Below are 20,109 nucleotides of genomic sequence, written 5' to 3'. Positions count from 1 at the left end.
CTTACTTATATAATCCGAGTTCAATTAGTTTTGGTTTAACCAGATATTTCATACGATAGCCATAAGCCGCTGTCGTAAGGTGATCCCTAGAGGATGTCATCAATGTTTGCGGTACATTTCCCTCAGACTGATCGGCAAGATCCTGAGAGGTTGGAGTAATTCCTTCATTCGCAAGATCTACCCAGAGTTGAGGAGACGTAAACCATGCTTGTTGGTCAATGGCCCGATTGCCAAACACGGCAGTAATCCCTGCATCTAGTTTAGACAGAGTATTACGCTGGGCGCTTCTATACGAACCATTAGCAAAATGCCCCATAACTATTGTGGTAGTACCGAATGAAGCGAACCATGTCGATATAGTTACGGTGTCAGCCAGTATATCTGCGTACGCTCGCCCGGAATTAATGTCATTTTTTCCGCTTTCCAAGATAATGCAGTTCGCGCGATATTTTATTGCATCAGGAATAAATGGTGTATTTTCTGGCACAGGTACTGCCTCCCCAGTACTAACGCGGGTAAAAGTACCGGTTGTCCCTTCTGACCATGCTAAGACACCTGGTACGTCGAGTAACGTTCCACGAAAAGCATTCATATTACGGTTTAGTGACATGTTTGACGCTGTTACATTCACTGAGCCTGACGCAGGTATGCTCCCACCAGAAACAGTTAACAATGCAGGAATTGCGCCTATTTGCGCCATATTCTGCCCGATAGTTGCTGCCTCATCCCCCATGTTTATGTAAGATGCGCCAAATTCAGCAGCCATCTCAGTATAACTCGAATTACTTCTATTTGTTGAAGATGAGCCTACGCCTATAATAGTTTTCAAATAACTATTGTTAGGTGCTTCATCTCCCGATGAATGTTTCAATGTCCCAGCAATCATGAGCTGTCGAGCTGAGGTGGCGGAAGTATTCTCTTGAGTAGTACCCATTTTTAACCACCGCAGATGCATAGCCCAATTATAGAACTGATTATTTTCGCTATGTTTAGCCGAATCCGGTATCAGTTCTTTTCCCGAAGCATCAAATACAGATAAAAGAAACACATACCCCGCTATCACTCGTAAAATTAACAACGAACTCTTCTCCTACATTTCTCTATTCATATGGTTATGGTTTGACCTGTTGTGGTTCATCTTTCCGCATCAATATCCTTGATTTATATCCCGTTAACTTCAGTTACTATAGTTAGAACGGTGGTAGGTGATGCTTTTCTCACCACACTATTTCATTCCCGTTATTTTTACAAGATGATTGTGGTGCAAGTTTTCTTCGCTTGATCTGCCGTGGTCCGTCGCCTTTGACAGTCGTCGGCGCAGAATCCCAACTTGTATTAAAATGATTTTTTCACATTTACCCTGCTGCAGTGTGTTTCCCGCAGTGGCTGGTATGCCTGGCGTAACCGCCGCAGTGTCATTAATGGACGCCAGCGTTTCCGGCAGACATGCGACAACGCCGTGCTGACAGCGTTTAATCAGGCAAAGCAGCGCTACGGTGCGCCGCGTCTGGCAGATGAACTCCGTGCGCAGGGTTACCGCTTCAATGTGAAAACCGTGGCGGTCAGTATTGCTCAGCGGACTATCAGGCGTTACTGAAGCGGCATAATCTGCGTGGGAGCATGAGTACAAAGGGCTGCTGGTACGACAATGCGTGCACGGAGAGCTTCTTCCACACCCTGAAGGTGGAATGCATTCACGGAAAACGCTTTGCCAGTCGTGAAATGATGCGGGCAACGGTGTTTAATTATATCGAGTGCGATTACAATAGATGGCGTCGTCACAGTGCCTGTGGCGGAATCAGCCCGGAGCAATTTGAAAACCAGAACCTCGCTTATGAGCGTGTCCACATTACGCGGGTAGGATCAGACAATCATAAAGCAGGAATTTGACGTCATGTCAATGTGTTACCCAGTTACCAACTGCACTATTGAAAAAATCCTACTTAAGGAAATGTAAAACACAAGTGCGAGAAGTCATCCTCAGTAAACCAAAATGCCACAATCACTCATATGATACTGAAAAACATAAAAAATATACAAGAAAAATAAATTGAAAAATTGTGTTTTTTTTTGTAATTTAGTATAAGGTAGTGTAGGAAGTGTGTCTAAGAAGCACCCATGTAATTTAAGCACTTTCAACTCACATTAATTATGTTCTTAAGTTAGAGATTGAACTGGTGTAACCAATAACAAAAGAGGGAGTGATGAAAAAAATAACATATATACACGATATTAGAGGAATAGCTGCTTTTTTCATTGTGTTAATTCATTGTAATATATTCAATAAAAATTCAGACGTTATTTTCACCACCTGGAGCCATTTTCTAAAGGAATGGACGGCTGTTTTTGTTCTTATATCAGGATTTCTATTTCAGCTATTGGTTGATAAATATAAATTCATGCCTTTCATGAAGGTTAAAGTGAAAAATGTCATCACCCCATATTTAATAATATCAATACCTGCAATTCTTATATATATACTTGGATTTAAGAAAGACCATAACTGGGTCGATATAGAGTCATTAATTGAGCATACAACAATTTATGTCATTTCATTCTTTTATGCAACTGGGTCTCATCTTGGTCCTTTGTGGTTTATCCCTGTATTGGTGCTCATATTCCTAACATCAAAACCATTATCGATGCTTCATAAAAACGAAATGTTGTTTATCTTTGTGTCTGTATTGTCAGTTATCGCCATAGTTTTTACTTCAAGGCCACCACAGGATTCGAACGCAATCATTTCGTATTTTCACTTTCTTCCTGTATATATTATAGGGATGGTGATTTGCTTTTACAGAGATGTATTGATTTTGCCACAAAAAAAATACTTGTATTTAATCTTGTTTTTATTTTTCTTCATTTTTGAGGTTTATTTTGAATTAAATCCAAGCTTCTCTATTCTATCTAAAATAATATTGTTCTTGTTTATGTGCTCTTATTTTATGCACCTTGACAACAAAGGGGTTAGATTTAGGATTCTATCCTTTCTTGCAGATATCAGTTTTACGTTATATTTTTTACATGGATATTTTGTCGGAGCAATAAGAGCTGTGTTGTCTAGAAAAGCCGATGTCATACTACAAGATAGTTCACTTAGTGCTGTGTTAATATCAATACTTGCGACTGCAATAATAATACTAACCATATCAATGGTGTATGTATTCCTTAATAAATTAAAAATTAACACGAGGGTATTAATTGGTTCGTGAAGTTTAACCTCGCATTTAAAACACTCGCTAGCGCGGTGGGTGTAGGCAAAGAAATGCGCGACAGATTGAAGAAACATAAAAGAGCCGGAGTATCGGCCAAGCACTATGACCGATACGACTAGATCAAGGCGAAGCGAGAAATTATATCTCAATGGGAAGAAAGGTTACTTTCTCTCTGTTAAATTATACCGCCAGCTTGCAGGTATTTTTTGCAAAGTTATACACCCGTTGCGCTGTTAAGGTTTACCTAACTAGTCACATGGATGCGAAAAGTCTACTATCATCAACAAACCCTTTCCCGCCAATACGGTGGGATTTTTTTATTATCCCACAGGGAATACTTGTAAGATGCCTTTACTCTGACTCCTATAACACAGACTACCTTCTGCCCGTTAAGCCCTATAACCAGCATCCGGGAGTTCTCACTATAAGGCATATCCCGCCATTACTGGCGGGTTGTATTAACTGGACAACCGACAGCAGTGAGTTTTCCCCCTCCTCCAGAGGACTGGCGGTTCCGAAGTATATAAATTCATGCTCGTTGTACCCTGGCGGAAATGGAGCGCGAATTGATAGTGGAGAGGACTCGCGCAGGGCTGGCGGCGGCGAGAGAGCAGGGGCGTATTGGTAGTCGCCGGAGAGTGATGACCCCTGACGTTGTCGAACGCTGCCACCGGATGCTGGAGAACGGAGCCACCCGGCAGCAGGTAGCCGATGTGATAGGGGTAAACGTGAAAACTATCTACAAGTACCTCCCGGCGACTTGAAGACAAAGATTTCACTACTTTGCCTGATATGTTACGTTTGGCTTAATCAATTCATTCAGCTTTGAAAACAGTTTGGTTTGTTTGTAATGAGTAAGAAAACAATAAGTTTTAGAGATTTTCTAACTATTAACTATAACCTTATGCACATGTCCGATACATGGGCTGATTTGTGGGCGTTGATTTTTTACACACGTTTAAGTGCGGGAAGGCTGCTGTCACTCCGTTACGATGACATTGATGGTTGTTCGATAATGATAAGGGAACCGGGACATCTGAAGGTGCTGAAGGTTGAATTGTCGCTTCCAGCGATGGCGATGATAGATCGTAGAAAGAAACGGTACCCAGAGGACATTTTTTTGTTTCAGAGCCATTCTAACCGGGTGAAGTACGAATGTCGGCCAGTCACTTTAATTGCATTTAATTCCGCCTTACGACAGGCTGCTAAGTCGCTTCCAGATGTCAACGTTAGCAGTAGTAGCGCGAAAAACATATCTGGAGTCCCCCCTAGCCCGTAGACAAATCTGCCCTATAGTTGGAGTGACCCCATGCCTGTAGACAAATACTGTCCTCACAACGAGGCCTGTTCAAAGGCCTCCGGACTGACGCCGCCGAGGTGACTGTGGCGCCGGGCCCGGTTGTAGAACACTTCAATGTAATCGAAGATATCCGCCCGGGCCAGCTCCCGGGTTTTGTATATTCTCTTCCTGATGCGTTCTTTTTTCAGTGAACTGAAGAACGAATCGGCCACAGTTTTCAGACTGAAAGTATAGAAGGTGTGGAGGAAACGCAGGAAGGGAACTCCGACAGCCATCTAACTGATGACTGTCGGAGATGACGTCAAAAACAATGTGTACAAAATTGTGTATTAAAATCAGAATGATTGCATAATATTAAAAATATAAATCATTGTTTTTAATTGACAAAATTATTTATTTTGTAGGTGCTATCGTAGGGCATACCATTCCTTATGTTTCAGTGGGTTAGCCATGGCACCGAGAATATCGGAAATCACGTTGACAATAATCACCAGCGCGCCAATCACCATTACTCCGGCGGAGATCGCCGCGTAGTCCTGCTGACGAATGGCGTTGATCAGCCAGCGGCCCAGTCCGGGCCAGCTGAACACCATCTCGGTGATCATCGCCAGGGTGAGCATGGTGGAAAACTGCAGGCCGAGGCGCGGGATCACCGGCGGCAGGGCGTTGTGCAGCACGTGGCGCAGTAGAATTTTGCGTCGCGACACGCCGCGGGTGGCGGCCGCCTTGACGTAGTTGGTGTCATAGACCTCGCTGGTGCTAATGCGCATCAGGCGGATCACTTCGGTAGTAGGGGCTACCGCCAGGGTCAGCACCGGCAGTACCATATGCCGGGCGGCGCTGACGATCATCTCATGGCGCCACGGCGAGTCCGAAAGCCAGGCGTCGATCAGCGCGAAACCGGTGACGTTTTTCACCTCATACAGCAGGTCGAAGCGGCCGGAGACCGGAAGCCAGCCGAGGGTCAGGGAGAAGAAGAGGGTCAGGAGCAGCGCGAGCCAGAAGACCGGGATCGAAAAACCGACCAGCGCAACGGCGCTGATCAGGGTATCGGGCCATTTGTTGCGCATCACACCGGCGATCATCCCCACCGGAATGCCAATCAGCAGGGCAAAGCCGAAGGCGAGGATGCACAGCTCCATGGTCGCCGGGAACACTTCGCGCAACTGCTCGGAAATCAGCTGGCCGTTGATGCTGGAGACGCCAAAATCCCAGTGTAGTACCCCTTCAAACCAGAACAGCCACGCATTCCACAGGGTCGCGCCCTGCAGCGGGGCATGTGGGGTGAAGTAGCTCAGGCTGAAGCCGACAAAGGTCAGAAAAAAGAGGGTGACCAACAGCAGCAGCAGACGGCGCAGGGTAAAAATAATCATGGTTTTTTCACCTCTTCGGTTTTCTCCCGCGATACGCCAGCGAAGGAAGCGTTACCGAAGGGGCTAAGCACCAGACCTTTCATATCATAGCGATAGGCCTGCAACCGCAGCGACGAGGCCAGCGGCAGGACCGGCAGTTCACGGGCGAGGATGCGCTGGGCCTCTTTGTAAGCGTCCATCCGCGAGGAGAGCTGTTGCGAGAGCAGCGCTTTTTGCAGCACGTCATCAAATTCCCGGTTACACCAGTGGGCAAAGTTGGTTTGCGAGGCGATCGCCGCGCAGCTCAGCAGCGGCCGGAAAAAACTGTCCGGATCGTTACTGTCCGTCGCCCAGCCGGAGAGCGTCAGGTCATGGTTCATGTCCATCAGCCGCGCCTCCTGGAAGCGCCCCTCCACCGGCATGATGATTACTTTGACGCCAATCTGCGCCATATCTGCCTGGATCAGCTCGGCTGTTTTCAACGGGCTGGGGTTCCACGCCTGCGAGCTGGTGGGAACCCACAGCTTGAGGGTGAGATTTTCCAGCCCCAGCGCCTTCAGACGAGCACGGGCCTCCTGGGGATTATATTCGGTAATCTTAGCGTCGTTATCATAGGCCCAGGAGGCGCGCGGCAGCATCGACGCCGCCGTCTCCGCGGTGCCGTAGTAGATGGACTGCATCAGGCGCTGGTTGTTGATAGCCAGCGCCAGCGCGTGGCGCACCTCCGGGTTGTCCAGCGGCGGCTTGGCGGTGTTGAAGGCCAGCCAGGCAATGTTCATCCCCGGACGCAGCGTCAGGCGCAGGCGCGGGTCGTCACGCAGGATCGTCAACTGGCTGGCGGCCGGCCAGGCCAGCACGTCGCATTCGCCGGTCAGCAGTTTTGACAGGCGGCCGGTACCGCCGGAGCCGAGGTCGACCACCACCTGCGGCATCAACGGTTTGCCGCGCCAGTAGCCGGGGTGGCGCTGAAGGCGTACATACTGTCCGGAGCGGTACTCGGACAACTGGAACGGGCCGGTGCCCACCGGCTGGCGATCGAGCTGTTCCTGACGATCGTCCTGCGTTAAGCGGGCGGCATATTCGGCAGAGGTAATCGACGCATAGTGGGTGGCAAGATGCCAGAGGAATGAGGCATCCGGCCGCTTGAGGCGAAATTCCACGGTCTGATTATCGAGCTTGCGGACGCTTTCCACGCTGTCGGCAAACTGCAGGCTGTCGAAGTAGGGGAAGCTGCTGCCGTTGACGCTGTGCCAAGGGTGATCGCGGTTAAAGATGCGGCCAAAGGTAAAGATCACATCATCGGCGTTGAAATCCCGCGTCGGGGAGAACCATGCCGTGCGTTGAAACGGGACGTGGCGACGCAGGTGAAAACGGTAGGTGGCGCCGTTATCAAGGACTTCCCAGCTCTCCGCCAGCTCGGGGACCAGCCGATAGGTATAAGGGTCGACGTCAAGCAGGCGATCGTAGATCTGCGCAGCCAGCGTATCGACGATCAGTCCGCTGCTCACTTTCTGCGGATTAAAGGTATTCACCTGGCCGCTGACGCAATAGACGAAACCGCTGTCGCGAATATCGGCGCGGTCGGGAAGCGCAGGGGCGGCAAAAGCCTGCCCACACAGCAGGGAAACCGCTGCCAGGAGAGATGACAATTTCAGGCGCATATTTTCTGTTTGATTATAGAGTTGAACTCTATCTTATTAAGATTCATAGACATTCACCACCGCCTTCAACAAGCCTGAGGGATAATGCGGTTACCGGGGGCGTATAGTATTCAGTCACTTGATTAAAATAGTCGCGGAACCGAGTCTGTATAATGAAACATGGTAACTTTTTATCGCCGATATCGCCAGTCAGCTCTGTTTGGCCGCGGCTGACAAGACGGTGGAAACGGCGCCAGCGCCGGGAAATAGCTTTAGTATAGCGGGGAGAAAGCAGATGGTCCGACGGGCGGCTAACCCTACCCGTCGGATGTAATAAAGGGGCGGAACGTCTTCGCTTATTGTGACAACGTCACTTTTTGGTAATCCATATTCCGTAAATCCTCCAGCAGCCCGGGGCCGACCGGCTGCCACTGCAATCGCTCGCGGGTCCATGCCGAGCTGGCGCGCAGCTCAAGGGCGGTAAAGGGGGCAAACCAGCCGAACCAGGCGTCGGCCTGCGTCTCATCCAACTGGGTCAGCGGCAGATTTAAACCCCGGGCGATGACTGCGGCGATCTCTCGTAACGCGATCCCCTCTTCAGCCACCGCATGGTAGCGTTCGCCCGCAGCGCCCTGCAGCAGGGCGCTGACGTACAGGCGCGCGACGTCATCGACATGGGCGGCGGACCAGCGGTTGTTCCCCTCGCCGCGCAAGGCCACCGCGCCGCTGGCGACCGCGCGCTCGATATAGCAGGTCAGCAGCCCCTGGCGCACGGTGTCATGCACCTGCGGCAGGCGAACCACCCGGACGTCCACTCCCGCCTCCAGCAGCTGCTGGCCGGCGAGCTCTGAAGCGGTGCGCGGGCTGGGGTGCGCTGCGTTAAAGCACGACTCGCGGGCCGGGGCGCCGCTCCCGTCGTCGCCCATCAGCGTGCCGGAGGTGATGACCAGCGGCCGCGCGCTGCCGCGCAGCGCCTGGCCCATGGTCAGGATCGCCTGGCGGTCTTTCTCGCAGTTGGCGGCAAAGCGGCTGAAGTCGTGGTCGAAAGCGGTATGGATCACCGCGTCGGCGCGCTCGACGCCCGCCAGCAGCGAATCGGGGGCATCCAGCGTGCCGCGATGCACCTCGACGCCTGCCGCTTCCAGGGCCTGCGCCGTAGCGTCGCTGCGAGCGAGGCCGATAACCTGATGACCCGACGCCTGCAGCGACGGAAGAATACGCGAGCCGATAAATCCGCTCGCACCGGTAAGAAATATACGCATCATGAACCTCCTGAACGGGTTTTCAGGCGTATCCTACCCACGATGTCATACTATAAAAGTAGAGACATTATCGGGGTATAAATTCTAACAGGCAGACTCACAGGCAGATGATGAACACTTTTGACAATCATGCTTTAGGTGATTTTCTCCGCGCCAGGCGTCAGCGTCTCGACCCGGCGACGTTTGGCTTCCCGGCGGGACGCCGGCGCACGCCGGGCCTGCGTCGTGAAGAGGTCGCCCAGCTGGCCAGCATCAGCCCGACCTGGTATACCTGGCTTGAACAGGGCCGCGGCGGGGCGCCTTCCCGCGAGGTGCTGGAGCGGATCGCCCGCGGTCTGCGGCTGACCACCCCGGAGCGCGAACATCTGTTTATTCTCGCCTTTGGCCATCCGCCGCAGACCCGTTTGACGGTCACGGATGATATGACGCCGCGGCTGCAGCGGGTGCTGGACGCCTTCACCATTCCGGCGATTATCCGTTCCGCCAGCTGGGACGTGATCGCCTGGAACACGGCGGCGGCGAGGGTGCTGACCGACTACGGCCAGCTGCCGCTGGCGGAGCGCAACGTGCTGCGCCGCCTGTTTACCCGGCCTGAGGCCCGCTGCACCCTGGAGGACTGGCAGACGGTGGGGCAGCTTATCGTTAACGCCTTCCGCGCCGACGTCACGCGGATGGGCGCCACAAAAGAAACTGACCAGCTGATCGCGGAGCTCAGCCAGCAAAGCGTCGAGTTCGCCCGTTTCTGGCAAAGCCATGACGTCGCCGGCCACGGCGAAGGCTATAAGCGCATTAACCACCCGCAGATGGGCCCGCTCGATCTGGAGTTCACCTCTTTTGCCGTGGAAGGCCGCCCCGATCTGTCGCTGCTGGTTTTCAACCCGGCGACGACGGAGAGCCAGCGCAAAATTCACGGTTTGCTTCAGGCGTCAGGATCCTCGCCGGGGGAGAGTTGAGGGGTAAATTCGTACAGCGCCAGGGCGTTGCTCTCCAGCGAGTCGACCCGCAGCCAGTGGCCATCGAGCCGGGCCTCCTCCACGCTGAGCGCCGGACGAGCCTGATGCATCAGCCACTGATAATCTTCGGCGTCGGGGCCGCTGCGGCTGCGAAAGGCGTCCACCAGCGGGAACAGCGCGCCGTGGTGCTGATCGAACAGGTGCTGTTTGACGCGCCAGCGGCCCTTGAGCCCCTGCAGCCGCACACTGTACGGCTGGCTGAAGCGTTGAATAAAAGCCGCTTCGCTGGAGAGCCAGGGGTTGTAGACCACCGTATTGCGCAGCAGCAGCTGGTAGTGCCCCTGATGATGAAGCAGCAGCAGGTTTTTGTCGTGGAACAGGATCTCGCCGCGCAGCCGTCGCCAGAGCCACAGCACCCAGTAAACCGGGCGCGGCAGCCCGTGCAGATAGTGCAGCGCCAGGCTGGAGGTATCCAGCTTGCCGTTGGCGCGGGCTTCGCCCTGAAGGCCGGAATTTAACCAGAAGCCCGCCAGCCAGACCTGGTCAGCGACCCCCAGCAGATTATCCATCAACAGCGCGCCGCGAAAAAAGCGCCCGTTAGTGTCCCGCGTATCGCCGGTCAGCGTATTCCACGAGAGCAGCCATAGCGGCAGGTTGAGCTGCCGTTGACGCAGGGCGCTGTGGATTTGCCGCAGCTTATGCGCCGGATAGTGCTCGCAGGAGGCCAGACTGCTGCTGTCCGCCTGGGCCAGATCGAGCTGTTCATTGGCATCCGCCTGGCAGGCGAGAAAATCGGCTTCCGCCAGCAGCGGCGAGTGGAACAGGGAATCGTCCCCGGGCGCGCTGGCGGCAAAGCGGTGCCAGATCCCCAGCTGCGGCTGCGGCAGAAGACGGTGAAGAACCTCGCGCTGCTGCCGCCAGGCGGCCTGGCGGGCCGCTTCGCTCGCCTGCGGCGACCAGTGCCAGACAAAGCGCCAACTGCTGAGCGTCGCCGGCGGAAAATGGTTGGCAGCGAGTTGCAGGAAGCGCTGCAGCAGGTCGCTGCGAGTGGTGACCCCGGTATGCAGGATCACCTGCCAGCCCATCACCGCCAGCCAGCTGAAGATCTGCTGCAGGTTGTACCAGCAGGCGTAGCCAGCCATCTGCGGATCGTCCCAGCCGGTGCCGAACAGGCGGCTGCTGAGAAAGGCGTCGTTGATATCGATGGCATACACAGGCAGGACGCGGTGCAACTGCTCCAGCTCGCGGCGCACGTCCTCCCGCAGTAGATCGTCCAGCTCGCGCACGGTCACCACCATCCGGGTATGGCGCAGCACTGCGGCGCGCGCCGGTCGCTGGTGCAGGTTGATCTCCCGGGTTTGCGGCGGATTGATCAGCAGCGGCTGGCTCTCCCTGTCGGGTGGTTCCGGCTCATTAAGGCGGGCGTAGAGCCGGTCCACGGCCACCGGCTGCCAGCGATCTCCCTGCGGCGGGCGCGGTCGGCCAGGCTCCCGGGGGGACTGCTCGCGATACTGGCGCGGCGTCACGCCATGGTGGCGCTTAAACAGATCGCTCATCATTCGCGTGCTGGCGAACCCCTGTTCGCGGGCAATTTGCTGAACGGGTTTGCGGGTGGTTAACAGCTGGTCGGCGGCGTGGCGCAGGCGCAGCGCGGTGAGGTACTGAACAAAACTGACCCCAACCTCCTTGTGAAACAGGCGTGACAGCCAGGCCTCGGAGACAAACTCTGCGGCCGCCACCTCCTGTAAAGAGAGACGGCGCTGATAGTTGGCGTCGATCCGCGCCACCACGCTGGCTATCCTCCGGCTCCATTTTTCTGAATCGCGCCGCGGCGTGGAGACGATGGGCTGGCTGAAGCGCGTGGCCAGCAGCAGCGCTATCTCGCTCAACCAGCGGTTGGCCTCCAGCCGGTAATGGCCGGGATGATTGACCAGACCGCTCACCAGCAGCTGGCGCATCAGGCGGCGCAGGCCGTCATCGGCATCCCGGGTGCGCGGCGATATCTGGTAGTCGACGGCAAAAAAAGTGGTGTCGAGGCGGGCCAGCCAGCTGGCGGCGAGGGTCAGGATCATCACCGCGTTGCCCCCGGCGCTGCGCAGGCTCCAGCGACGGTTGCGGTTAACGATCGCCAGCTCGTCGACGGCAAGCTGCTGCGGCGCACCTTCCGCCTCCGTTAGATTTACGCTCCCTTCCAGCACCCACAGCAGCGTCAGCAGATCGCTTTCCGGCTGGCTCAGCTGACGCACATCGCGCACGGTGACGCTAAAGTCGCCTGAATGCTGCTCCACATGGCTCTCCTCTGTCGACAAAAAGCAACCGGTTGTTTTTTGTCATAACCGATATGTATGAAAAACACTCATTGATTTCTCGTCAATATAAAACAAAAAACCGCGCCTGAAAGCTGTTTCACCCGCATAAACTCGAAAGTGTCGTGCAAACACAACACAGGAAGAAAAAAAATGACACATCCGTTGCTTGAAGCCTTGCAGGTCAACGAGGCGCAATTTATTGCCTTACGTCGCCGGTTCCACCAGCAGCCGGAGATCGGCTTTGAAGAGCATCAGACCAGCAGCGAGATCGCCCGACTGCTTGGCGAGTGGGGATACGAGGTTCACCGCGGCCTGGCGGGCACCGGAGTGGTGGGCACGCTGCGCGTCGGCCACGGAAAAAAACGCCTCGGCCTGCGGGCCGATATGGATGCGCTGCCGATGCAGGAGCGGAGCGGGAAGCCGTGGGCAAGCCAGGTCGAAGGGCGCTTTCACGGCTGCGGCCATGACGGGCACACCACTACGCTGCTCTACGCGGCTGAATATCTGGCGCGCACACGCCAGTTTAACGGGACGCTGCAGCTGATTTTCCAGCCTGCGGAAGAGTTACTGTACGGTGGGCGGGTAATGGTCGAGGACGGTCTGTTTGACCAGTTTCCCTGCGACGCCATCTTCGGCCTGCACAATATGCCGGGTCAGCCGCTGGGTAAAATCGGCCTGCGCGACGGGGCGATGATGGCCTCCTCCGATACGCTGCATATTGAAGTGAAGGGCGTTGGCGGCCACGGCGCGGTGCCGGAGCATACGGTGGATGCCACGCTGGTGGCCTGCCATATTACCCTCGCGCTGCAGTCCATCGTCTCGCGCAATATCACCCCGTTTGAGCCGGCGGTGGTGACCGTCGGCAGCATCCAGGCCGGACATGCGCCCAATATCATTAACGATCACGTGCTGATGAAGCTCACGGTGCGCACCCTCAATGAGCAGGTACGTGAGACCGTGCTGCAGCGGATCCATGATATCGCCGTGGCCCAGGCGGAGAGCTTCAACGCCACGGCCACGCTGACCCACGTCAACGGCAGCCCGGTATTGCGTAACGATCCGGCGGCAAACGCTATGGTGCGGGAGGTGGCGACAGCGCTGTTTGGCGCAGAGCAGGTGGGCGAGGTGAAGCCGTTTATGGGCAGTGAAGATTTCGCTTTCATGCTGGAGCAGCACCCCCACGGCAGTTATTTCACTATCGGCGCTGGGGACGAGCCGGATCGCTGCATGGTGCATAACCCGGGCTATGACTTCAACGACGCGCTGTTGCTAAGCGGGGCGGCGCTGTGGTGCGGCCTGACGGAACACTATCTGCGTTAATCACCGGAAACGGGAGGGCCATGCAATGAGCACTGTCACCGTAAGCGACACCTCCTTTGTCGGCAGCGATCGTCTGCTGGTAGGGATTGTGCTGAGCGTTTTAACCTTCTGGCTGTTTGCCCAGTCGGTGATTAACGTCGTGCCGGCGATGAAAAGCAGTCTTGATATTTCCCTTGAGACCCTAACCCTGGCCGTCAGCCTCAGCGCGCTGTTCAGCGGCTGTTTCGTGGTGGCCAGCGGCGGTCTGGCGGACAAGTTTGGCCGCATGCGGATGACCGCCCTCGGACTGGGGCTGAGCATCATCGGCAGCGCCATGCTGGTACTGGCCCAGGGGCCGGGGCTGTTCCTCGCCGGCCGGGTGCTGCAGGGACTGTCGGCGGCGTGCATTATGCCGGCGACGCTGGCGCTGATTAAGACCTGGTATGAGGGGCGTGCGCGGCAGCGGGCGGTCAGCTTCTGGGTCATCGGCTCGTGGGGCGGCAGCGGCCTGTGCTCTTTCGTTGGCGGAGCTATCGCCACCGGTCTGGGCTGGCGCTGGATCTTCGTCTTCTCCATTGCCGTCGCTCTGTTGGCGTTGTTTTTGCTGCGCGGCACGCCGGAGAGCCGCAGCTCCAGCGCCAGCCAGCATAAGCTGGACGTTGGCGGCCTGCTGAGCCTGATCGTCGGGCTGGTGCTGGTGAACCTGTTTATCAGCAAAGGCCACGGCTGGGGTTGGGCCAGTCCGCTGTCGTTGACCATGCTGGCGGGGGCGCTGATCGCTGGCGCGGTGTTTATTCGCAGCGGGCTGCGCAAAGGCGAGGCAGCGCTGATCGATTTTGCGCTGTTTCGCAACCGGGCCTACGGTGCGGCGGTGCTGTCGAACTTTCTGCTCAACGGGGCGATTGGCACCATGATGATCGCCAGCATCTGGCTACAGCAAGGGCACCACCTGACGCCGCTGGAGAGCGGAATGATGACCCTCGGATATCTGGTCACCGTCCTGGCGATGATCCGGGTCGGCGAGAAGCTGCTGCAGCGCTATGGCGCCCGGCTGCCGATGATGGCCGGCCCGGTGCTGACCGCCATCGCCATCGGCCTGATATCCTGCACCTTCCTCGATAAGGCGCTGTATATCGGGGTGGTGTTCGCCAGCAACGTGCTGTTCGGCCTCGGGCTGGGCTGCTACGCCACGCCGTCAACGGATACGGCGGTGGCCAACGCGCCGGAGAACAAAATTGGCGTCGCCTCGGGGATCTACAAGATGGGCAGCTCGCTGGGCGGGGCGATGGGCATTGCCGTGACGGCGTCACTTTTCGCGCTGTTTTTGCCGCTGGGCATGGCCCATGCCGCCCAGTATGCCCTGTGGTTCAACGCCGCCTTATGCCTGGGGGCGATGGCGGTGAGCGCGCTGCTGCTGCCGCGCACTTCTCACAGCTGATGCTTTTTCAGCAGCGCGCGGAGCTGGTGATAGGTTAACCCCAGCAGCTCCGCCGCCTGCTTCTGATGATACTTCGCCTGCTGCAGACTCCGCTGCAGCAGGCGTTTTTCCTGCTGTAGCTGAAAATCGCGTAGATCCAGCGGCAGGGCGGGCAGCTCGTCCCCGGACACGGTCTCCGGCTCGGAGGCGGCGGTCTGACGGAAAGGGTTGAGGATAATGGCGTCCAGCTCGTGCTCGCTGTCGCCGTGGCGATAGACCGAGCGCTCGACGACGTTCTTCAGTTCACGAATATTCCCCGGCCAGCGGTAGCCGAGCAGCGTGGCTGTGGCACGTTCGCTGAATCCGGGAAACAGCGGCAGGCCGAGCTCACGGCACATCTGAATGGCAAACTGGTTGGCGAGCAGCATGATATCGCTCTGCCGTTCGCGCAGCGGCGGGAGCTGCACCACGTCGAAGGCGAGACGGTCGAGCAGGTCGGCGCGAAAGTGGCCTTCCTCCACCATCCGCGGCAGGTCAGCGTTGGTGGCGCACACCAGCCGGACGTTAACCTGCAGCGGCTGGCTGCCGCCCACGCGCTCCAGCTCGCCATATTCAATCACTCTTAACAGCTTCTCCTGCACCAGCATTGGGGCTGTCGCCAGCTCATCGAGAAACAGCGTCCCGCCGTCGGCGCGCTCGAAGCGCCCGGGATGGCGCTTGCTGGCGCCGGTGAAGGCCCCGGCTTCGTGGCCGAATAGTTCCGAATCGAGCAGATTGTCGTTCAGCGCCGCGCAGTTCAGCGAGATAAACGGCCCCTGCCAGCGGGCGGAGAGGTAGTGCAGACGGTTGGCGATAAGCTCTTTCCCGGTACCGCGCTCGCCGATGACCAGCACCGGCTTATCCAGCGGAGCCAGTCGGGAAACCTGTTCCAGCACCTCGAGAAAGCTGTTGGCCTCGCCCAGCAGATTATCCTTGTACTGCGCCATGATGAATTTCGCCATTAAATAGTGGGATTAACCAGGTGAATGTAGCAATGCCCTGCGCAATTCGCAACCACTCTGTTTAAAATCAATAAGATAAAAAGTTGGCACGCCATTTGTATTAGCTAACCCACAGGTGAATGCCTGCAACCAGAACTATGAGGACTGAAATTATGGGTATTTTTTCTCGTTTTGCCGACATCGTGAACGCCAACATCAACTCCCTGCTGGAGAAAGCTGAGGACCCGCAAAAGCTGGTGCGTCTGATGATCCAGGAGATGGAAGACACGCTGGTTGAGGTACGTTCCACGTCGGCCCGCGCGCTGGCCGAAAAGAAACAGCTGACCCGTCGTATTGAGCAGGCGGTCGCCCAGCAGGCGGAATGGCAGGAAAAGGCCGAGCTGGCCCTGCGCAAAGAGAAAGAGGATCTGGCCCGGGCGGCGCTGATCGAAAAACAGAAGCTGACCGACCTTATTGCTCAGCTGGACCACGAAGTGCAGCTGGTGGATGAAACGCTGGCGCGGATGAAGAAAGAGATTGGCGAGCTGGAGAACAAACTCAGCGAAACCCGCGCTCGTCAGCAGGCGCTGGCGCTGCGTCATCAGGCGGCGAGTTCGTCGCGCGATGTGCGTCGCCAGCTGGACAGCGGTAAACTGGATGAGGCGATGGCGCGCTTTGAATCCTTTGAGCGTCGCATCGATCAGATGGAAGCGGAAGCGGAGAGCCACCGCTTTGGCAAGCAGCAGACGCTGGATCAGCAGTTTGCCGAACTGAAAGCGGACGATGAAATCAGCGAGCAGCTGGCGGCGTTGAAAGCCAAAATGAATCAGTCCAACCAGTAAGTACGATTGCGCGGCGCGGCGTTGCGCCGCGGCTCACCCCCTGTAAGGAGTACACATGAGCATGCTTTTTCTCGCCATTCCGCTGACGCTGTTTGTGCTGTTTGTTCTGCCGGTCTGGCTATGGCTGCACTACAACAATCGCGGCGCCAACGGCAGTCTGACGCAAAATGAGCAGCAACGGCTGCTGCAGTTGACCGATGACGCGAAGCGGATGCGCGAGCGCATTCAGGCGCTGGAAGCGATCCTGGATGCCGAACATCCGAACTGGAGAGACAAATAATGGCTGGACTGGATCTGAATAAAAAACTGTGGCGTATTCCGCAGCGCGGAATGGTGAAGGGCGTCTGCGCGGGCATTGCTCAGCATCTTGACGTCCCGGTGAAGCTGGTGCGCCTGATTACCGTGCTGGCGATGATTTTTGGCCTCTTTTTCTTCGTCCTGGTGGCCTACATCATTCTGACCTTCGCCCTGGACCCGATGCCGGACAGTGAGCTGTACGGCCATAAAGCGCCGAGCAATGGCGATCTGTTGGCCGCCGTGGATGCCGAACTGGCCTCCGGCGAACAGCGTCTGCGTGAGATGGAACGGTACGTCACCTCCGACACCTTCACGCTGCGCAGCCGCTTTCGTCAGCTGTAAACCCTGTTGTTAACGAGTGAGGCAACGCATGAATAGCAAATGGCAACGCGCCGGGCAGCAGGTGAAGCCCGGTCTGAAAATCGTCGGTAAGCTGGCGCTGCTGACCGCGCTGCGTTATGGCCCGGCGGGCGTTGCCGGCTGGGCGGTCAAATCGGTCGCGCGGCGGCCGCTGAAAATGCTGCTGGCGGTGGCGCTGGAGCCGCTGCTCAGCCGGCTGGCCAACCGCGTCACGCGCGGGATGAAATAACGCCGCCGTGGGGAAGGCGCAAAAGGATTAACGTTGTCCTGCTTATTCCCGGCGGATAGCTTATGATGACGAGACACACCTTCAGGGCATAACGGACTGGCGATGAAGCGACTGAAAACTGAACTGAATGCGCTGGTCAACCGCGGGGTTGACCGGCATTTACGCCTGGCGGTGACCGGCCTGAGCCGCAGCGGCAAAACGGCGTTTATCACCGCGCTGGTCAACCAACTGCTAAATATTCACACCGGCGCCCGCCTGCCGCTGCTGAGCGCCGCGCGCGAAGAGCGACTGCTTGGGGTCAAGCGCGTGCCGCAGCGGGACTTCGGCATTCCGCGATTCACCTACGATGAAGGGCTGGCCCAGCTGTACGGCCAGCCGCCCATGTGGCCAACCCCGACGCGCGGCGTGAGCGAGATCCGTCTCGCGCTGCGCTACCGTTCCAATGACTCCCTGCTGCGCCACTTTAAAGACACCTCCACGCTGTATCTGGAGATTGTCGACTATCCGGGGGAGTGGCTGCTCGATTTGCCGATGCTGGCGCAGGATTATCTGAGCTGGTCGCGGCAGATGACCGGACTCCTGCAGGGACAGCGTGCAGAGTGGTCGGCCCGCTGGCGGCAGCTATGCGCGGGGCTGGATCCGCTGGCTCCTGCCGACGAGGCCCGTCTGGCCGACATCGCCGCCGCCTGGACGGACTATCTGCACGCCTGTAAGCGTGAAGGGTTGCACTTTATCCAGCCCGGGCGCTTTGTCCTGCCCGGCGAAATGGCCGGCGCGCCGGCGCTACAGTTCTTCCCATGGCCAGACGTCGACGCCGTCGGCGAAGCCAAGCTGGCGCAAGCTGATAAACACAGCAACGCCGGCATGCTGCGCGAACGCTATAAGTACTACTGCGAAAAGGTAGTGAAGGGGTTCTACAAAGAGCACTTCCTGCGCTTCGACCGGCAGATTGTGCTGGTGGACTGCCTGCAGCCGCTCAACAGCGGGCCGCAGGCGTTTAACGATATGCGCCTGGCGCTGACCCAGCTGATGCAAAGTTTCCATTACGGGCAGCGCACCTTATTTCGCCGGCTGTTTTCGCCGGTCATCGACAAGCTGCTGTTCGCCGCCACCAAAGCCGACCACGTCACGGTGGATCAGCACAGCAATATGGTGTCGCTCCTGCAGCAGCTGATCCAGGACGCGTGGCAGAATGCCGCCTTCGAGGGGATCAGTATGGATTGCCTGGGGCTGGCGTCCATTCAGGCGACCCAGAGCGGGCTGATTGAGCTGAACGGCGAGAAAATTCCCGCCCTGCGCGGCAATCGGCTGAGCGACGGCCAGCCGTTGACCATCTATCCCGGCGAGGTGCCGGCGCGCCTGCCGGGCCAGGCCTTCTGGCAGCAGCAGGGCTTTCAGTTTGAAAACTTTCGTCCGCAGGTCATGGATGTCGATCGGCCCTTGCCGCACATACGCCTCGACGCGGCGCTGGAATTTTTGATTGGAGATAAACTGCGATGAGCGAACCGTTAAAACCGCGGATTGATTTTGATGGCCCGCTGCAGGCGGAAAAAACGCCGCCGCTGAAAAGCGCTCGCGCCTTCGACCGACTGGAAGCCGATAACTTCGCGCCGGCGCGTCTGGTGACCGGCGAAGAGGAAGAGGGGGCGGCAGAGGCGGTGGTGGAGTCAGTGCTGCGGCCGAAACGCAGTCTGTGGCGGCGGATGGTCAGCGCTGGCCTGGCGATCTTCGGCGTCAGCGTCGTGGCGCAAGGGGTGCAGTGGACCGCCAACGCCTGGCAGACCCAGGACTGGATTGCGCTGGGCGGCTGCGTCGCCGGGGCACTGATCGTCGGCGCCGGCGTCGGATCGGTGGCCACCGAGTGGCGCCGCCTGTGGCGACTGCGCCAGCGCGCCCACGAACGCGATGAAGCCCGCGATATGCTGCACAGTCACGCGGTCGGTAAAGGGAAAGCCTTTTGTGAGAAGCTGGCGCAGCAGGCCGGGCTGGATCAGTCGCATCCGGCGCTGCAGCGCTGGTATGCCGCCATCCACGAAACGCAAAGCGACCGGGAAGTGGTCAGCCTCTATGCCCAACTGGTGCAGCCGGTGCTTGATGCTCAGGCGCGGCGGGAAATCAGCCGTTCGGCGGCGGAGTCGACGCTGATGATCGCCGTCAGCCCGCTGGCGCTGGTGGATATGGCGTTTATCGCCTGGCGCAATCTGCGGTTGATCAACCGGATTGCCACCCTGTACGGCATTGAGCTCGGGTATTACAGCCGCCTGCGCCTGTTTCGCCTGGTGCTGCTGAATATCGCTTTCGCCGGCGCCAGCGAACTGGTGCGCGAGGTGGGCATGGACTGGATGTCGCAGGATCTGGCGGCCCGGTTGTCGGCGCGCGCCGCGCAGGGCATCGGCGCCGGCCTGCTCACCGCCCGCCTCGGGATTAAGGCAATGGAGCTGTGCCGCCCGCTGCCGTGGCTCGCCGATGATAAACCGCGGCTCGGCGATTTTCGTCGTGAGCTGATTGGCCAGCTGAAAGAAACCCTGCAGAAAAGCAAAACCAGTCCGGAGAAGTAACCTCCGCTCAGAGACATTGCCGGGCGGCGGCTTCGCCTTGCCCGGCCTTGAGGTTATGTTGAATCCCGGCTCGCCCTGCGTTAATTTCACCACTGA

16 protein-coding genes and 3 pseudogenes are annotated in these 20,109 nt (G+C 57.2%); 12 read left to right on the top strand and 7 right to left on the bottom strand.

Annotated features, from left to right (window positions below; genetic code table 11):
- Nucleotide 1: 1 nt before the first annotated feature.
- On the bottom strand, nt 2–1,078 hold the full coding sequence (locus GT756_RS01130; RefSeq protein WP_142371962.1) for a hypothetical protein: 1,077 nt from the start codon (nt 1,076–1,078) through the stop codon (nt 2–4).
- A gap of 294 nt (nt 1,079–1,372) precedes the next feature.
- On the opposite strand from GT756_RS01130, the pseudogene GT756_RS01125 reads away from it, so the two are divergent.
- From GT756_RS01125 to GT756_RS01115, 3 genes and pseudogenes are all read left to right on the top strand, one after another.
- Nucleotides 1,373–1,890 (top strand): annotated as a pseudogene (locus GT756_RS01125) (IS3 family transposase); the annotation flags it as partial.
- Nucleotides 1,891–2,204: 314 nt separating this feature from the next.
- Entirely contained in the window at nt 2,205–3,212 is a 1,008-nt protein-coding gene (locus tag GT756_RS01120; protein ID WP_160124509.1) for an acyltransferase, read from the top strand.
- 548 nt (nt 3,213–3,760) lie between these two features.
- Nucleotides 3,761–3,979, top strand: a pseudogene (locus GT756_RS01115) (helix-turn-helix domain-containing protein); the annotation flags it as partial.
- A gap of 568 nt (nt 3,980–4,547) precedes the next feature.
- Here the strand turns inward: GT756_RS01115 and GT756_RS01110 are convergent.
- The 4 genes and pseudogenes from GT756_RS01110 to GT756_RS01095 all read right to left on the bottom strand — a co-directional run.
- Nucleotides 4,548–4,727 (bottom strand): annotated as a pseudogene (locus tag GT756_RS01110) (IS3 family transposase); the annotation flags it as partial.
- Nucleotides 4,728–4,922: 195 nt separating this feature from the next.
- Nucleotides 4,923–5,888, bottom strand: coding sequence for a putrescine export ABC transporter permease SapB (sapB, locus tag GT756_RS01105; RefSeq protein ID WP_017900865.1), 966 nt, complete (start codon nt 5,886–5,888; stop codon nt 4,923–4,925).
- A complete protein-coding gene (gene sapA / locus GT756_RS01100; RefSeq protein ID WP_004203901.1) occupies nt 5,885–7,528 on the bottom strand; it encodes an ABC transporter substrate-binding protein SapA in 1,644 nt (547 codons plus the stop codon). The genes sapB and sapA overlap by 4 nt, the downstream gene beginning before the upstream one ends.
- A 335-nt stretch (nt 7,529–7,863) precedes the next feature.
- Complete coding sequence (locus tag GT756_RS01095) at nt 7,864–8,772, bottom strand: SDR family oxidoreductase (protein WP_074440907.1); 909 nt, start codon at nt 8,770–8,772, stop codon at nt 7,864–7,866.
- Between the two features lie 107 nt (nt 8,773–8,879).
- Between GT756_RS01095 and GT756_RS01090 the strand changes: the two genes are divergently transcribed.
- Nucleotides 8,880–9,722 carry a helix-turn-helix transcriptional regulator gene (locus GT756_RS01090; protein ID WP_025999299.1) on the top strand — a complete coding sequence of 281 codons (843 nt, stop codon included), beginning with the start codon at nt 8,880–8,882 and terminating at the stop codon, nt 9,720–9,722.
- Here the strand turns inward: GT756_RS01090 and GT756_RS01085 are convergent.
- Complete coding sequence (locus GT756_RS01085) at nt 9,689–12,010, bottom strand: helix-turn-helix domain-containing protein (protein WP_065697053.1); 2,322 nt, start codon at nt 12,008–12,010, stop codon at nt 9,689–9,691. The two genes, GT756_RS01090 and GT756_RS01085, sit on opposite strands and share 34 nt — an antisense overlap.
- 171 nt (nt 12,011–12,181) lie before the next feature.
- Here GT756_RS01085 and GT756_RS01080 point away from each other — a divergent pair, with 171 nt between their 5' ends.
- Together GT756_RS01080 and GT756_RS01075 are read left to right on the top strand one after the other, a co-directional pair.
- Complete coding sequence (locus GT756_RS01080; RefSeq protein WP_032455885.1) at nt 12,182–13,351, top strand: M20 aminoacylase family protein; 1,170 nt, start codon at nt 12,182–12,184, stop codon at nt 13,349–13,351.
- 25 nt (nt 13,352–13,376) lie between these two features.
- Nucleotides 13,377–14,768, top strand: coding sequence for an MFS transporter (locus GT756_RS01075; RefSeq protein WP_065697054.1), 1,392 nt, complete (start codon nt 13,377–13,379; stop codon nt 14,766–14,768).
- Here the strand turns inward: GT756_RS01075 and pspF are convergent.
- Nucleotides 14,759–15,748 carry a phage shock protein operon transcriptional activator gene (gene pspF, locus GT756_RS01070; RefSeq protein ID WP_074195238.1) on the bottom strand — a complete coding sequence of 330 codons (990 nt, stop codon included), beginning with the start codon at nt 15,746–15,748 and terminating at the stop codon, nt 14,759–14,761. The two genes, GT756_RS01075 and pspF, sit on opposite strands and share 10 nt — an antisense overlap.
- 152 nt (nt 15,749–15,900) lie before the next feature.
- Between pspF and pspA the strand changes: the two genes are divergently transcribed.
- From pspA to GT756_RS01040, 6 genes are all read left to right on the top strand, one after another.
- Complete coding sequence (gene pspA / locus GT756_RS01065; RefSeq protein WP_004203910.1) at nt 15,901–16,569, top strand: phage shock protein PspA; 669 nt, start codon at nt 15,901–15,903, stop codon at nt 16,567–16,569.
- 55 nt (nt 16,570–16,624) lie between these two features.
- On the top strand, nt 16,625–16,849 hold the full coding sequence (pspB, locus tag GT756_RS01060; protein WP_002901911.1) for an envelope stress response membrane protein PspB: 225 nt from the start codon (nt 16,625–16,627) through the stop codon (nt 16,847–16,849).
- A complete protein-coding gene (pspC, locus tag GT756_RS01055) occupies nt 16,849–17,208 on the top strand; it encodes an envelope stress response membrane protein PspC (RefSeq protein WP_004203911.1) in 360 nt (119 codons plus the stop codon). The genes pspB and pspC overlap by 1 nt, the downstream gene beginning before the upstream one ends.
- Nucleotides 17,209–17,236: 28 nt before the next feature.
- A complete protein-coding gene (gene pspD, locus GT756_RS01050; protein WP_002901915.1) occupies nt 17,237–17,455 on the top strand; it encodes a phage shock protein PspD in 219 nt (72 codons plus the stop codon).
- A 102-nt stretch (nt 17,456–17,557) separates the two neighbouring features.
- Entirely contained in the window at nt 17,558–18,955 is a 1,398-nt protein-coding gene (locus tag GT756_RS01045) for a YcjX family protein (RefSeq protein ID WP_017900791.1), read from the top strand.
- A complete protein-coding gene (locus tag GT756_RS01040) occupies nt 18,952–20,013 on the top strand; it encodes a YcjF family protein (protein WP_017900790.1) in 1,062 nt (353 codons plus the stop codon). The genes GT756_RS01045 and GT756_RS01040 overlap by 4 nt, the downstream gene beginning before the upstream one ends.
- Nucleotides 20,014–20,109 lie beyond the last annotated feature (96 nt).

It is taken from the genome of Klebsiella sp. Q2, assembly GCF_009900705.1.
GTDB lineage: Bacteria > Pseudomonadota > Gammaproteobacteria > Enterobacterales > Enterobacteriaceae > Klebsiella > Klebsiella quasipneumoniae.
The sequence above is the reverse complement of the archived record's forward strand: the minus strand, read 5'-3'. Positions and strand labels throughout refer to the sequence as shown.